This is a genomic window from Streptomyces sp. NPDC005202 (assembly GCF_040608235.1).
Lineage (GTDB): Bacteria > Actinomycetota > Actinomycetes > Streptomycetales > Streptomycetaceae > Streptomyces.
The window spans coordinates 88,171-101,459 of the sequence record NZ_JBEXHW010000004.1 but is presented as its reverse complement, the minus strand read 5'-3'; the positions used below and the strand labels follow the sequence as shown (position 1 = coordinate 101,459).

General features: G+C 71.0%; 12 protein-coding genes and 1 pseudogene. 7 read left to right on the top strand and 6 right to left on the bottom strand.

Annotated elements, in window-relative coordinates:
* Positions 1 to 200: 200 nt before the first annotated feature.
* Both ABZV31_RS09425 and ABZV31_RS09420 read left to right on the top strand, forming a co-directional pair.
* Positions 201 to 2,129 (top strand): 2-oxoacid:acceptor oxidoreductase subunit alpha, encoded by a 1,929-nt coding sequence (locus ABZV31_RS09425; protein WP_355890363.1) that lies wholly within the window; start codon positions 201 to 203, stop codon positions 2,127 to 2,129.
* Entirely contained in the window at positions 2,122 to 3,201 is a 1,080-nt protein-coding gene (locus ABZV31_RS09420) for a 2-oxoacid:ferredoxin oxidoreductase subunit beta (protein WP_355890361.1), read from the top strand. Before ABZV31_RS09425 ends, ABZV31_RS09420 begins: the two co-directional genes overlap by 8 nt.
* Positions 3,202 to 3,217: 16 nt before the next feature.
* Here ABZV31_RS09420 and ABZV31_RS09415 read toward each other — a convergent pair whose 3' ends face one another.
* On the bottom strand, positions 3,218 to 3,589 hold the full coding sequence (locus tag ABZV31_RS09415) for a helix-turn-helix domain-containing protein (protein WP_355891192.1): 372 nt from the start codon (positions 3,587 to 3,589) through the stop codon (positions 3,218 to 3,220).
* Between the two features lie 148 nt (positions 3,590 to 3,737).
* Here ABZV31_RS09415 and ABZV31_RS09410 point away from each other — a divergent pair.
* Both ABZV31_RS09410 and rarD read left to right on the top strand, forming a co-directional pair.
* Positions 3,738 to 4,571 (top strand): annotated as a pseudogene (locus tag ABZV31_RS09410) (SDR family oxidoreductase); the annotation flags it as partial.
* Between the two features lie 179 nt (positions 4,572 to 4,750).
* Positions 4,751 to 5,710 (top strand): EamA family transporter RarD, encoded by a 960-nt coding sequence (gene rarD / locus ABZV31_RS09405; RefSeq protein ID WP_355890358.1) that lies wholly within the window; start codon positions 4,751 to 4,753, stop codon positions 5,708 to 5,710.
* A 16-nt stretch (positions 5,711 to 5,726) separates the two neighbouring features.
* Here rarD and ABZV31_RS09400 read toward each other — a convergent pair whose 3' ends face one another.
* Complete coding sequence (locus tag ABZV31_RS09400) at positions 5,727 to 6,350, bottom strand: CGNR zinc finger domain-containing protein (protein WP_355890355.1); 624 nt, start codon at positions 6,348 to 6,350, stop codon at positions 5,727 to 5,729.
* Positions 6,351 to 6,371: 21 nt separating this feature from the next.
* On the opposite strand from ABZV31_RS09400, the gene ABZV31_RS09395 reads away from it, so the two are divergent.
* Positions 6,372 to 6,842, top strand: a complete 471-nt coding sequence (locus tag ABZV31_RS09395) for a VOC family protein (RefSeq protein WP_355890352.1) — start codon at positions 6,372 to 6,374, stop codon at positions 6,840 to 6,842.
* Between the two features lie 20 nt (positions 6,843 to 6,862).
* Here the strand turns inward: ABZV31_RS09395 and ABZV31_RS09390 are convergent, their stop codons facing one another.
* A complete protein-coding gene (locus ABZV31_RS09390) occupies positions 6,863 to 8,530 on the bottom strand; it encodes a tetratricopeptide repeat protein (RefSeq protein WP_355890349.1) in 1,668 nt (555 codons plus the stop codon).
* Positions 8,531 to 8,806: 276 nt separating this feature from the next.
* Here ABZV31_RS09390 and ABZV31_RS09385 point away from each other — a divergent pair, with 276 nt between their 5' ends.
* Together ABZV31_RS09385 and ABZV31_RS09380 are read left to right on the top strand one after the other, a co-directional pair.
* Complete coding sequence (locus ABZV31_RS09385) at positions 8,807 to 9,328, top strand: DUF6668 family protein (protein ID WP_355890346.1); 522 nt, start codon at positions 8,807 to 8,809, stop codon at positions 9,326 to 9,328.
* Between the two features lie 68 nt (positions 9,329 to 9,396).
* The gene (locus ABZV31_RS09380; protein WP_355890345.1) at positions 9,397 to 9,981 is read left to right on the top strand and encodes an NAD(P)H-dependent oxidoreductase; all 585 of its coding nucleotides are present in this window, start codon (positions 9,397 to 9,399) and stop codon (positions 9,979 to 9,981) included.
* 6 nt (positions 9,982 to 9,987) lie between these two features.
* On the opposite strand, the gene ABZV31_RS09375 is transcribed toward ABZV31_RS09380, so the two are convergent.
* Genes ABZV31_RS09375 through ABZV31_RS09365 form a run of 3 tightly spaced genes read right to left on the bottom strand, consistent with a single transcriptional unit; the run spans position 9,988 to position 13,084 of the window.
* Complete coding sequence (locus tag ABZV31_RS09375; RefSeq protein ID WP_355890343.1) at positions 9,988 to 10,884, bottom strand: ABC transporter permease; 897 nt, start codon at positions 10,882 to 10,884, stop codon at positions 9,988 to 9,990.
* A complete protein-coding gene (locus ABZV31_RS09370) occupies positions 10,871 to 11,851 on the bottom strand; it encodes an ABC transporter ATP-binding protein (protein WP_355890341.1) in 981 nt (326 codons plus the stop codon). Before ABZV31_RS09370 ends, ABZV31_RS09375 begins: the two co-directional genes overlap by 14 nt.
* Positions 11,852 to 11,884: 33 nt before the next feature.
* Positions 11,885 to 13,084 (bottom strand): DUF2092 domain-containing protein, encoded by a 1,200-nt coding sequence (locus ABZV31_RS09365; protein WP_355890338.1) that lies wholly within the window; start codon positions 13,082 to 13,084, stop codon positions 11,885 to 11,887.
* Positions 13,085 to 13,289: the final 205 nt, after the last annotated feature.

Below are 13,289 nucleotides of genomic sequence, written 5' to 3'. Positions count from 1 at the left end.
CAAGGAACGAGCGCGGAGCGTCTTCAGGAGAAGTCCGGGGGGTGGGAAAGCATGGCTCATCAGGGCATCAGGCCGTCTCATGGGTGCGTCCACCATGCGAACGGCACAGGGAGGGCGACCCTCACGGTCGTAGGGTTGATCCCGGGAAGGCCTTCGGGAAGGCCGCTCCCATACAGCCGCCTCGAAGGAGGTCCAGTTCAGTGACCAGCAAGGTCAGCAGTCCAGCGGAGCATGCCGACGGAGCCGTCGTAGGAGAGCAGCGCAGGGCGGCCGGAGCGAAGGACGTTCGCCGTCTGGACCGGGTGATCATCCGGTTCGCGGGTGACTCGGGTGACGGTATGCAGCTCACCGGTGACCGATTCACCTCGGAGACGGCGTCCTTCGGCAACGACCTGTCGACCCTGCCGAACTTCCCGGCCGAGATCCGGGCACCCGCCGGCACCCTCCCGGGCGTGTCCTCCTTCCAGTTGCACTTCGCCGACCACGACATCCTCACGCCCGGCGACGCACCGAACGTCCTGGTCGCGATGAACCCGGCCGCTCTGAAGGCCAACATCGGCGACCTGCCGCGTGGCGCGGAGATCATCGTCAACACCGACGAGTTCACCAAGCGCGCGATGCAGAAGGTCGGCTACACCGCCTCCCCGCTGGAGGACGGCTCCCTCGACGGCTACAACCTCCACCCGGTGCCGCTGACCACCCTGACGGTCGAGGCGCTCAAGGAGTTCGACCTCACCCGCAAGGAGGCCGAGCGCAGCAAGAACATGTTCGCGCTGGGCCTGCTGAGCTGGATGTACCACCGGCCGACCGAGGGCACCGAGAAGTTCCTCAAGACCAAGTTCGCCAAGAAGCCGGAGATCGCGGCCGCCAACCTCGCCGCCTTCCGTGCGGGCTGGAACTTCGGCGAGACCACCGAGGACTTCGCGGTCTCCTACGAGATCGCCCCGGCCACCAAGGCCTTCCCGGTCGGCACGTACAGGAACATCTCCGGCAACCTGGCCCTGGCCTACGGCCTGATCGCCGCCTCCCGCCAGGCGGACCTGCTGCTGTTCCTGGGCTCGTACCCGATCACCCCGGCCTCCGACATCCTGCACGAACTGTCCAAGCACAAGAACTTCGGCGTGCGCACCTTCCAGGCCGAGGACGAGATCGCCGGCATCGGCGCCGCCCTCGGTGCCGCCTTCGGCGGTTCGCTCGCGGTGACCACCACCTCCGGCCCGGGTGTGGCCCTGAAGTCGGAGACGATGGGTCTGGCCGTGTCGCTGGAGCTGCCGCTGCTGGTGGTCGACATCCAGCGCGGCGGCCCCTCGACCGGTCTGCCGACCAAGACCGAGCAGGCGGACCTGCTGCAGGCCATGTACGGCCGCAACGGCGAGGCGCCGGTGCCGGTGGTCGCCCCGCGCACCCCGGCGGACTGCTTCGACGCGGCGCTGGAGGCCGCCCGGATCGCGCTGACCTACCGCACCCCGGTGATGCTGCTGTCCGACGGCTACCTGGCCAACGGCTCCGAACCCTGGCGCATCCCGGAGCTGGACGAGCTGCCCGACCTGCGCGTGCAGTTCGCGCAGGGCCCCAACCACACCCTTGCGGACGGCACCGAGGTGTTCTGGCCCTACAAGCGCGACCCCAAGACGCTGGCCCGCCCGTGGGCGATCCCCGGCACACCCGGCCTGGAACACCGCATCGGCGGCATCGAGAAGCAGGACGGCACGGGCAACATCTCCTACGACCCCGCCAACCACAACTTCATGGTCCACACCCGCCAGGCCAAGATCGACGGCATCGACGTCCCCGACATCGAGGTCGACGACCCGCACGAGGCACGCACGCTGGTGCTGGGCTGGGGATCGACGTACGGGCCGATCACGGCGGCGGTCCGTCGGCTGCGCGCGGCCGGGGAGTCCATCGCGCAGGCGCACCTGCGCCACCTCAACCCCTTCCCGAGGAATCTCGGTACGGTCCTGAAGCGTTACGACAAGGTGGTGATCCCCGAGATGAACCTCGGTCAGCTCGCCACCCTCGTGCGGGCGAAGTACCTGGTGGACGCGCACTCGTACAACCAGGTCAACGGCATGCCGTTCAAGGCCGAACAGCTCGCCACGGCTCTCAAGGAGGCCATCGATGGCTGAGACGTCCACGGAAGGCACGGGCACGATCGAGGCGCTTTCCCTCGTGCCGAAGGCCGAGGCCAGACAGTCCATGAAGGACTTCAAGTCGGATCAGGAAGTGCGCTGGTGCCCCGGCTGCGGCGACTACGCGATCCTCGCGGCCGTCCAGGGCTTCATGCCCGAACTCGGCCTGGCCCGGGAGAACATCGTCTTCGTCTCGGGCATCGGCTGCTCCTCCCGCTTCCCGTACTACATGAGCACCTACGGGATGCACTCCATCCACGGCCGCGCCCCCGCCATCGCCACCGGCCTGGCCACCACCCGCCGCGACCTGTCGGTGTGGGTCGTCACCGGCGACGGCGACGCCCTGTCCATCGGCGGCAACCACCTCATCCACGCCCTGCGCCGCAACGTCAACCTCAAGATCCTGCTGTTCAACAACCGGATCTACGGCCTGACCAAGGGCCAGTACAGCCCCACCTCCGAGGTCGGCAAGATCACCAAGTCGACGCCGATGGGCTCCCTTGACGCGCCCTTCAACCCCGTCTCCCTGGCGATCGGCGCCGAAGCCTCCTTCGTGGCCCGCACCATCGACTCCGACCGCAAGCACCTCACCGACGTCCTGCGACAGGCCGCCGCCCACGCGGGCACGGCACTGATCGAGATCTACCAGAACTGCAACATCTTCAACGACGGCGCCTTCGACGCCCTGAAGGACAAGCAGACGGCCGAGGAGGCGGTCATCCGCCTCGAGCACGGGCAGCCGATCCGCTTCGGCCCGGACGGCACCCGCGGCGTCGTACGCGACCAGCGGACGGGCGACCTGAAGGTCGTCACCGTCACCGCGGACAACGAGGCCGACGTCCTGGTCCACGACGCCCACGCCGCCTCGCCGACCACCGCGTTCGCGCTGTCCCGCCTCGCCGACCCGGACACCCTGCACCACACCCCGATCGGCGTGTTCCGCAACGTCGACCGCCCGGTCTACGACACCAAAATGGCCGACCAACTGGACACCGCGATCGAACAGCACGGCAAGGGCGACCTGGCCGCGCTGCTGGCCGGCGGCGACACCTGGACCGTCGTCGGCTGAGTGCGTCAGCCCTTCTTCACGAGGCCCGGGCGGTGAGCGCCCGGGCCTCGTCGTATGCCTGACGGGCGTTCTCCACGTCCGCCATGCGTTCCTGGGTCCACATCGCCAGTGCCCGCACCTGCTCGGCGGCCTCGCGGCCGAGGTCGGTGAGGGAGTAGTCGACGCGCGGCGGGATCACGGGCTTGGCGTCCCGGTGGACCAGGCCGTCGCGCTCGAGGGTCTGCAGTGTCTGCGTCAGCATCTTCTCGCTGACGCCTCTGCCCCCGATGACCCGGCCGATGGCGCGGCGCAGTTCGCTGAAGCGGTAGGGGCGCTCCAGCAGCTCGATCAGCACCAGGACGCCCCAGCGGCTGGTGACGTGCTCCAGGACCAGGCGGTGCGGGCACATCGCCGCGCCGGTGTCGCCCTTCGCGGCTGCCACGACGCCCTCATTGCTTACTTTCACGCCAGTACCTTACTTCAAAGTGGGTACTTTCGCTTAGTTAGCGCGCCTCCTAGGGTAAGTGACATACACACCCCACGAGGAGATTTCCGTCATGGGCATCGTCGTCACCGGAGCCACCGGACACCTCGGCCGCCACATCGTGGAGCAGCTGCTGGAGAAGGTTCCGGCCGACCGGATCACGGCTGTCGTACGCACCCCGGAGAAGGCCGCCGACTTCGCGGAGCGCGGCGTGAAGCTCGCGGTCGCCGACTACAACGCCCCCGAGACCTTCGACGGCCTGTTCGCGGCCGGCGACAAGGTGCTGCTCATCTCCGGCAACGAGTTCGACAAGGGCCGGGTCCAGCAGCACCGGGTCGTCATCGACGCCGCCAAGGCGGCCGGCGTCGCGCTGCTCGCCTACACCAGCGCCCCCGGCGGCCTGACGGCCGCCCTCGCCGACGACCACCGTGCCACCGAGGAGATCCTGCTGGCCTCCGGCCTGCCGTACACGCTGCTGCGCAACGGCTGGTACCACGAGAACTACACCGAGAACCTCGCCCCCGTGCTCGAGCACGGCGCCGTCGTCCAGGCCGCCGGCGAGGGCCGCGTCTCCTCCGCCTCCCGCGCCGACTACGCGGCCGCCGCCGTCGCGGTGCTGACCGGCGAGGGGCACGAGAACAAGACGTACGAGCTGGGCGGCGACGAGGCGTGGAGCTTCGCCGAGTTCGCCGCCGAGCTGAGCAAGCAGACCGGCAAGGAGATCACCTACACCCCGGTCTCCGTCGAGGACTACCAAAGCATTCTGACCGGCGCCGGGCTGCCCGGGCCGCTGGCCACGATCCTGGCGGGCGTGGACGCCTCCATCGAGCAGGGCGAGCTCGTCGTCACCACCGGCGACCTGTCCCGCCTGGCCGGCCGCCCGACCACCCCGCTCGCCGAGGCGATCACCGCCGCCTCAAGGGCTGACGCCAACACTCAAGGGCTGAACTCCCCCGGTAGGACCCTTGAGCCTCTTAACCCCCGCCTGTCATGACCGTATGGCAATACGGGCATGACAGGCGGGGGCGCTCGGCGTTACCTTCGTGCTTGCTGCACGGGACGCAGCCAGGCACGAAGGAGGGGCCCGTGACCGACAAGTCGAGGGGCGAGCGGCGCACAGGACTGCTGAACGGCTTCGCCGCCTACGGGATGTGGGGCCTCGTCCCGCTCTTCTGGCCCCTGCTGAAGCCGGCCGGGGCGGTGGAGATCCTCGCCCACCGGATGGTGTGGTCGCTCGCCTTCGTCGCCGTCGCGCTGCTCGTCGCACGGCGCTGGGCCTGGGCCGGCGAACTGCTGCGACAACCGCGCAGGCTCGCGTTGATCACGCTCGCGGCCGCGGTGATCACCGTCAACTGGGGCGTGTACATCTGGGCCGTGAACAGCGGGCACGTTGTCGAGGCCTCCCTCGGCTACTTCATCAACCCGCTGGTCACCATCGCGATGGGCGTACTCATCCTCAAGGAGCGGCTGCGGCCTGTGCAGTGGACCGCGGTCGGCATCGGCCTCGCCGCCGTCCTGGTCCTGACCATCGGCTACGGCCGCCCGCCGTGGATCTCCCTCTGCCTCGCCTTCTCCTTCGCCACCTACGGCCTGGTGAAGAAGAAGGTCAACCTCGGCGGCATCGAGTCGCTGGCCGCCGAGACCGCGGTCCAGTTCCTGCCCGCGCTCGGCTATCTGCTGTGGCTGACCGCGCACGGCGACTCCACCTTCACGAGCGGGACCACGGGCCATGCCGCCCTGCTCGCCTCGACCGGCGTCGTCACCGCCCTGCCCCTCGTCTGCTTCGGCGCGGCCGCGATACGGGTGCCGCTGTCCACGCTGGGCCTGCTGCAGTACCTGGCCCCCGTCTTCCAGTTCCTGCTCGGCATCCTGTACTTCCACGAGGCCATGCCCGCCGAGCGCTGGGCGGGCTTCGCGCTGGTGTGGCTGGCGCTGACGCTCCTGACCTGGGACGGATTGCGCTCCGCGCGGAGGGCGGCGCTGCTCCGGGCCCGGATCGGCACACCCCGGACCGCCGCGCCGAGCTCCGACCCGGTGGACGCCTAGGCCGATCGGTGGACGCCTAGGCCGATCCGCCGCCGGTGCGTGCCCGGTGCGCCCGTACCTTCTCCCGGTTCCCGCAGTGCTCCATCGCGCACCAGCGCCGCCTGCCAGGGCGTGAGGTGTCGACGAAGAGCAGGTAGCAGTCGTGGGCGCCGCATTCGCGGATGCGGTCGGCGTACGGGCCGGTGAAGAGGTCGATCGCGTCACGGGCGACGGTCGACAGCAGCTGGGTACCGGTGGCGCCGGGCGCCCAGCTGCGGGTGCCGGCCGGGGTGAGGCGGGAGACGAGCGGGGGCTCGGCCGCGGCCGCGTTGACGACGTCCAGGTGGGCCGACTCGAGCGGACGGCCGTGGGCGCGGTCGGCGGTGAGCAGGAACAGGGCGTCGCGGAAGGCCCGGGCGCGCGCCAGCTCACCTTCGCTCACGGTGAGCTCCAGCCCTTTTGCGAGTCGGCTGCGGTCGGCCCAGGCCGCGAGGTCGGCGGGTGTGTGCAGCACCTCGTATCGGGCGAAACGACCCGGGCCGCCCGTCGCCAGCAGCTCCAGGCACAGCGCCCCCGGGTCGAAGCGGTAGGGCTTCCCGTCGTACGAGACCAGCGTCAGGCCGGGTGAGGGTTTTGGCGTTTCCATTGCCCGTGCGCTCATGTAACCACTATAAGTGGTTACATGAGCGACTCTCCCGCACCACAACCCGTGCACTGGAAGCTCGTCGTCGACTGCGGGGACCCGCACACGCAGGCCGACTTCTGGGCCGCCGCGCTGCACTACGAGATCGAGGACAACAGCGCGTTCATCGAGCGGCTGCTGGAGCTCGGCGCGCTGCCGGGCGAGGCCACCGTCGAGTTCCACGGCCGTCCGGCCTTCCGGGACCTGATCGCCGTACGGCATCCGGACGACCCGTACGACAACGAGAGCGGCACCGGGCTGGGGCGGCGGCTGCTGTTCCAGCGCGTGCCGGAGGCGAAGACCGTCAAGAACCGGCTCCACCTCGACCTGCACCCCGGCGAGGACCGGCGCGCGGGCGAGGTCGAACGGCTGGAGGGGCTCGGGGCGAGCGTGCTGCGGCACGTGAAGGAGCCCGCCGGGGAGTGGGTGGTGATGGCGGACCCGGAGGGGAACGAGTTCTGTGTGCATTAGGTGTGCAGGAGGGCTCCGGGTCAGCTCGTGGGCGGGGACGCCGCCTTGCGCGCCCGTTCGGCGAGGCGGCCCATGCGGGCGCGGGCGGACTCCAGCTGTTCGATGTCGTCCGCGGCGGGGCCGTCCTCGGCCGTGAGCTCCGTCCACAGGCCGATCAGGTCGCGGCCGAGCCGCAGGCCCTGCTCGGGGTCGCGGACCGCGCGCCAGGCGGCGGCCGCGCTCTGGATGTTGCCGTAGGCGGCCTCCGCGTCCCTCGCGCGGCGGCGAATGCGGGCCAGGTCGAGGGAGAGACCGAAGGAACGGAGCGGGTCGCCCGCCAGGTAGGCGATGTACGCGGTGAGTTCGCGCAGCCGCAGCACCTCGGGGTGCTCCGGGCCGAGCGTGCCGGATGCCTCCGTGACGGTGCGCTCCGCCAGGTCCGCCGCCGCCTCGATCCGACCCGCCTTCACGGCCTCGTTGATCCGCGCCATGGGCTCGGCGAGCAGAACTGTCCCTCCTTCGCCGGCCGTGGTCCTGGGGTCGTCCCCGAGCACAGCTTCGGCGACGGCGTCGAAGCCGCGGGCGGGGGTGGGCTTGGGGTCGGGCTCGGGTTCCGGGTCGGGGTGGTGGAGAAGTGGCGCTGTGGGGAGTTGGGCTTTCCGGGCCGGGGTCGGGGTCGGGACGGGGGGAGCGGGCTTGGCTTCGACGGGCCTGGCATCGGCCGACCTGGCATCGGCGGACCTGGCATCGGCAGGCTTGGCATCGGCGGGCTTGGCATCGGCGGGCCTGGCGTCCATCACCGGAGGCGGGCCGAATTCCCCCGTCGGGGCCGCCACCGTACCGGGGGCCGTGCCCTCAGCCGATTCCGGTACCGCCCGCAGCGCGAACGTCGGCGCGGGCTCCGCGAACGGCTGCGGCTCGGGTACCGCGCGCAACGGAAACGTGGGTGCAGCCTCCCCCAGCGGCTGCGGCTCCGGCACCGCACGCAACGGGAACGTCGGCGCGGACTCCCGCACCGGCTCCGGCACCTGCTGCAGGACGTGCGTCGCCTTGTCCCGCGACGACTGCGACGATTCCGCGGCAGGCGCGGGGGCCTGAGACGGTGCAGGCACGGAGGCCTGGGGCGATGCGGGCGCAGGGGCCTGGGGCGGTGCAGGCGCGTCGGCGGGCTCCGGCCCGGCAGGCGAGGCCGGCACTTCGGCCTGCCCGGAAACCCCGGCCTCCCCCGATGCACGGACCTGCGCGAAAACCGCAGCCTCCCCCGATGCATGCGCCTGCTCCGACAACCCTGCCGAGCCCGGCGCTCCTGTCCGACCCGGCGCCGCAGGCAGAGACGTCGGCTCCAGCCGGCGCTCGGTTCCGCCCGCCCACGGCGCATCTCCCGGCCCCTCCGGCGGAGCCGTCCGCAGGGGCTCTGCCGTGAAGATGCTGGAGCCGTCGCCGTGAACACGGAGCGGGACTACGTAGCCGATGCGCTCGTCGGTGACCGTGGCGAGGACGGGCTGACCGGTGGCGAGGGCGAGGCGGTGCAGGTGGTTCAGGACGGCGTGCTGGATCTCCTCGCCGGGAGCCGTGAGCACGGGTACGCCGCCGACGGAGGCACCGGCGCCGTCCGCGGGCACGTGGACGGCGATCGGCGTCGCCATGGATGCCGCCGAGCGCGCGGCGCGCTTGTGTTCCCGCTTCTTCTCGCGGCTGAGTCGAGACATCGGCTCCCTCACTCGGATGCGTGGGTCGGGCGGCGGCCGGCGGGTACGGGTTCCATGGTCCTTCAGTAGTCCTTGGGCCCATCGTGCTCATACCCGCCGCCGGGTCCCCGCCCCCGGCGTCAAGATCCGGTCGTACGCCCACTGCCGAGTCTCTCCGCTCGCCTGCGGTCCACACGTCACCGCGACGTCACAGACTCGCACCAGGAACCCTGACCCGGTGACACGGGCGGCGCCGGGAGCGCGAAGATCGTCGGGATGACGAGGGAGGGAGCGGGCATGGGGACAGGCGTGCAGCAGGGACCGGAGATCTGGATCCGCGGGCCGGTCGGCACCGGTGCGGCGGAGCGTACGCCCGATCGGCCCACCGGCATGCCCGTCACACCCCGGCGCTTCTCGTGGGTGGCCACGCACGGCGGCGCGGGCACGACCACGCTCGCGGCCGTCTACGGCGGTCACGACTGCGGGCGTGACTGGCCCGGGCCTGAGGATCCGCAGTCGGTGCTGCTCGTCGCCCGGACGCACGCGGCGGGGCTGGAGGCCGTCACCCGGGCACTCGAGGTGTTCCGCAGGGGCGAGGCCCCGGCCGGGCTCGACCTGGACGCCGTCGTGCTGGTCGCGGACGCGCCGGGCCGGCTGCCGCGGCAACTCGCCCAGCACGTGAAGCTGATCGAGTCCGTCATCGACGTCTACCGCGTCCCGTGGGTAGCGGCCTGGCGCGTCGGCGACCTGAGCGGGCAGCCGCCGCGCGAGACCGAGGCGCTGGCCCGCCTCACGGGTGCGGCGGGGCGGGGCCGGTGAACCCCGGCGCATTTTCTTGCGTACGCATATAATGCAGACGCACCTGTCGCGTCACACCTGGGGGACCCATGACCCGCCGCTTCCTGTTCGTACTGGGCAGTGCCCGCCGAGAGGGCAACACCGAACTCCTGGCCCGCCGGGCCGCCGAACAACTGCCCGCCCACGTCGAGCAGCAGTGGGTACGCCTCGTCGACCATCCGCTGCCCGACTTCGCGGACCTGCGGCACGACAGCGACCACGTACGCCCCACCGGCGGCAACGCGTCCCTGCTGCTCGACGCCACACTCGCAGCGACGGACATCGTGATCGCCTCGCCGCTGTACTGGTACTCGGTGTCGAGCCACACCAAGCGCTACCTCGACCACTGGTCTGCCTGGCTGCGCACCCCCGGCGTGGACTTCAAGGCGACCCTGGCCGGACGCACCCTGTGGGGGGTCGCCGCGCTCGCGGACGACGAGCCTGCGGTCGCCGACCCGCTGGTCGGCACGCTCAACAACTCGGCCGCATACCTGGGGATGCGCTTCGGCGGGGTCCTGCTCGGCAACGGCAGTGCGCCCGGCGACGTACTGAAGGACACGGAGGCACTGGCGCGCGCCAAGACGTTCTTCGCGCAGGAGGCGCCGCTCGCCCGCTTCGCGCACGAAGCGGCCTGACACCGGCTACGCGGTGATGTCCTTCGCCGTGAACCGCGCCCACGCCGCCGAGCCGAACACCGCCGCGTACAGGGCCTGCAGGTCCAGGTTCTTCACCAGGTCGTCCCAGTAGACCGGGTCCCGCATGAGGTCGGCGAAGGACAGCCAGTAGTGAGGGAAGAGGTACGGCTGGATCGCGTGGAGCTGGGGGATCTGGTCGAGGATCTGGACGGTGATCAGCAGGCCCACGGTGGTCGCCATCGCCGCGATGCCGCTGTCGGTCAGCGTCGAGACGAACAGGCCGAGGGCCGCCACGCCGACCAGCGAGGCGGCGACGACCAGGGCGATCAGCAGGGCCCGGCCCAGGCCCTCGGCGAAGGTGATCTGCGTGCCGGAGATGGTCGTCAGGTCGCCGAGCGGGAAGAGCAGCGCGCCCACGGTGAGGGCGGAGACGGCGACCACGAGGGTGGCGACCAGGCAGAAGGCCATGGTCGTGGCGTATTTGGTGAGCAGCAGGCGGGTGCGGCCGGCCGGGGCGACCAGCAGATAGCGGAGCGTGCCCGCGTTCGCCTCGCCGGCGATCGCGTCGCCCGCGATCACGCCGATCGCCATCGGCAGGAAGAACGGCAGCGTCGCGGCCAGCGCGGTGAAGACCAGGAACAGACCGTTGTTGGTGATCTGTGCGATGAACGCCGGCCCCTCGCCGCCACCTCCGCGGCCGGCCGGCGAGCCGCCGCTCGTCTCGATCTTGACGGCGACCCCGACCAGGACGGGTACGGCGGCCAGCACGCCCAGCAGCGCGAGCGTGCGCCAGCGCCGGAAGGTGGTCACCAGCTCGCTGCGCAGCAGCCCGAAGGTCCACAGCGGGCTCGGGGAGCGGACGCCGACCTCGGCCCGCGGCATCGAGACCTCAGCCTGCGACATCGAACCCCTCCCCCGTGAGCGCCACGAACGCGTCCTCCAGCGAGGCCCGTTCGACCCCGAAGCCGCGGACGCGGACGCCCGCCGTCACCAGCGCGGCGTTCACGTCGGCGAGGTCCCGGTCCGGTGGTTCGCCGGTCACCCGGTCCTCGGTGACGACGACGTCGCCGACCCCTTGCTCCTTCAGCACCCGGGCTGCGTCCCCCGTGTCGGGCGTGGTCACCACCAGCCGGCCGCGCGCCCCGGCGGCCAGTTCGGCCACCGCGCCCTGTGTGATCAGCCGGCCCTGCGCCATGACGGCCGCATGGGTGCACACCTGCTCGATCTCGTCGAGGAGGTGGGACGAGAGGAAGACGGTCGTCCCGTCGGAGGCCAGCTCCCGGACCAGGGAGCGGATCTCGCGCATGCCCTGCGGATCGAGGCCGTTGGTCGGCTCGTCGAGTACGAGCAGTTTCCGCGGCTGGAGCAGCGCGGCCGCGAGGCCGAGGCGCTGCTTCATGCCCAGGGAGTACGCCTTCGCCTTCTTGCCCGCGGCGGCCGTCAGACCCACCCGGTCCAGCGCGGCCGCGACGCGGGTGCGCCGGGTGCGCGGGTCGGCGGTCGGGTCGGCGGCGTCGTAGCGCAGCAGGTTGTCCCGGCCGGAGAGGAAGCCGTACAGGGCCGGCCCCTCGATGAGCGCGCCGACGTGCGGCAGCACGGCGCGTGAAGCGCGCGGCATCGGCCGGCCCAGCACCCGCGCCGTGCCCGATGTCGGTTCGATCAGGCCCATCAGCATGCGGATGGTGGTGGTCTTGCCGGAGCCGTTCGGACCGAGGAAGCCGAAGACGCTGCCCGCCGGGACGGTCAGGTCGAGACCGTCGACGGCGAGCTGTCCGCCGCGGTAGCGCTTGGTGAGCGCGCGGGTGTGGATGACGCTGTCACCCGCGCCCTGCGCATCCGGCTCCGGCTCCGTGGCGGACGCTTCGTCCATCGGCTCCCTCGAATCGTCGTATGCGTACGGTACTTACTGCCCGGCGTTCGCCGCCTTCACCAGCGCACCCTTGGTGACGGCACCGACGTAGACCTTGCCGTCATCGGTGATCAGGGCGTTGACCAGGCGGGTGGAGAAGACCGTGCCCTTGCCGAACCTGCCGGTCACCTGGTCGCCGAGCGAGCCGAGGAGGCCGCTCAGGTTCCCGCTGCCCGAGGCCGACGGGACGCCACCCTTGCTGCCGGTGTCGAAGGTGGCGACGGAGTTCCAGCCCTTGCCGAGGACCTTGAGGCCGTCGAGACCCTTGGCGAGGTCCTCGTCGGACTTCGGCGCGTGCTCCGGCGCCCTGGTGCTGCCGTGCTCGTGCTCGGTGACCTTCGCGCCCTTGGGCGGAGTGAAGTCGAAGGTGGAGGCGGCCGGCCTGGAGAAGCTGATCTGCGTGAAGCCGGCGTCCACGACGGCGGCGCCGCCGCTCGCGGGAGTGAGCGTGAACTTCAGTGGCAGCCCGGTCTTCGCGTCCACCGCGATGCTGATCGCCCCGACCGTGGTGCCGGACTGCTTCGGCTTGACGACCAGCTTGTAGGCGTCGCGACCGGCGACCTGTGCGGTGCCGTCGACGGTCACCGATGTGGTGTCGTCGACCGACTTCAGGGCCTCGTCGGCGAAGTCCTTGGGCGTGGCGGGCGCCTCGTCCTTGTGCTTCTTCCCGTCCTCGGAGGCGGTGCCGTGGTAGACCTCGTTCGACTTGCTGTCGTAGCCCCAGACGTCCTTGCCCTTGTGGATGATGCTGTACTCGGCGGCGCTCTCGATGAGGGAGAGCTTCTGCCGGTCCGGGCCGTCGGCCGCGACGCGCAGGGTGTGCGTGCCGGAGGCCAGCTCGGTGAGCTTGGACGTCGGGTCGGCCGACGATCCGTCGCCGCCCTTGGTGGCGCCGGAGGCGATGCTGCCCTCCAGGCCGCCGAGGTCGGGCAGACCGAGGTCCGTGCTGATCTTCACCGTGCCGGACAGCTGCTGGACGTCCGACTTGGCTATCTTCTCGATGAGTTGCTGCGCGGTGATCTTCGGCAGGTTGGGGTCGCCGGAGTCGGCGAGCGCCGGGACGAGCCCGATGGTCGCCGCCGCCACCCCCACCACCGCGACCGGGACGACGTAGCGCGCGGCCTTGCGCCGCCCCGAGCGCAGGTCGTCGATCTCCTCGGCGCCTGTGCTGTCGTCGGATTCGTACGGTGCCATGTGTGCCTTACCTCCGTCGTCGGCGGCGGCTGTCCTTCTCGCGTGCACTCTCCCCCAAGCTCTCGCCTTCGCTCGAGCAGGAAGGTGCCCCGACACCCCGAGCCGCCATTCTCACCCGAATCGGTGAGCAGTGGTGTTGTCCGTGGTTTCCATCTGACCAAATCAGCCGTGAGAAAGCATCAGACCGCGGAGCCAACTCCGCGTA

Excerpts from the sequence above, each read along its gene's own strand:
- ABZV31_RS09390 (WP_355890349.1), bottom strand. The coding sequence starts at position 8,530 with ATGTCTCGACTCAGCCGCGAGAAGAAGCGGGAACACAAGCGCGCCGCG.
- ABZV31_RS09385 (WP_355890346.1), top strand. The coding sequence starts at position 8,807 with ATGGGGACAGGCGTGCAGCAGGGACCGGAGATCTGGATCCGCGGGCCG.
- ABZV31_RS09380 (WP_355890345.1), top strand. The coding sequence starts at position 9,397 with ATGACCCGCCGCTTCCTGTTCGTACTGGGCAGTGCCCGCCGAGAGGGC.
- ABZV31_RS09415 (WP_355891192.1), bottom strand. The coding sequence starts at position 3,589 with ATGTGCCCGCACCGCCTGGTCCTGGAGCACGTCACCAGCCGCTGGGGC.
- ABZV31_RS09370 (WP_355890341.1), bottom strand. The coding sequence starts at position 11,851 with ATGGACGAAGCGTCCGCCACGGAGCCGGAGCCGGATGCGCAGGGCGCG.
- ABZV31_RS09375 (WP_355890343.1), bottom strand. The coding sequence starts at position 10,884 with ATGTCGCAGGCTGAGGTCTCGATGCCGCGGGCCGAGGTCGGCGTCCGC.
- ABZV31_RS09420 (WP_355890361.1), top strand. The coding sequence starts at position 2,122 with ATGGCTGAGACGTCCACGGAAGGCACGGGCACGATCGAGGCGCTTTCC.
- ABZV31_RS09365 (WP_355890338.1), bottom strand. The coding sequence starts at position 13,084 with ATGGCACCGTACGAATCCGACGACAGCACAGGCGCCGAGGAGATCGAC.
- ABZV31_RS09400 (WP_355890355.1), bottom strand. The coding sequence starts at position 6,350 with ATGAGCGCACGGGCAATGGAAACGCCAAAACCCTCACCCGGCCTGACG.
- ABZV31_RS09395 (WP_355890352.1), top strand. The coding sequence starts at position 6,372 with ATGAGCGACTCTCCCGCACCACAACCCGTGCACTGGAAGCTCGTCGTC.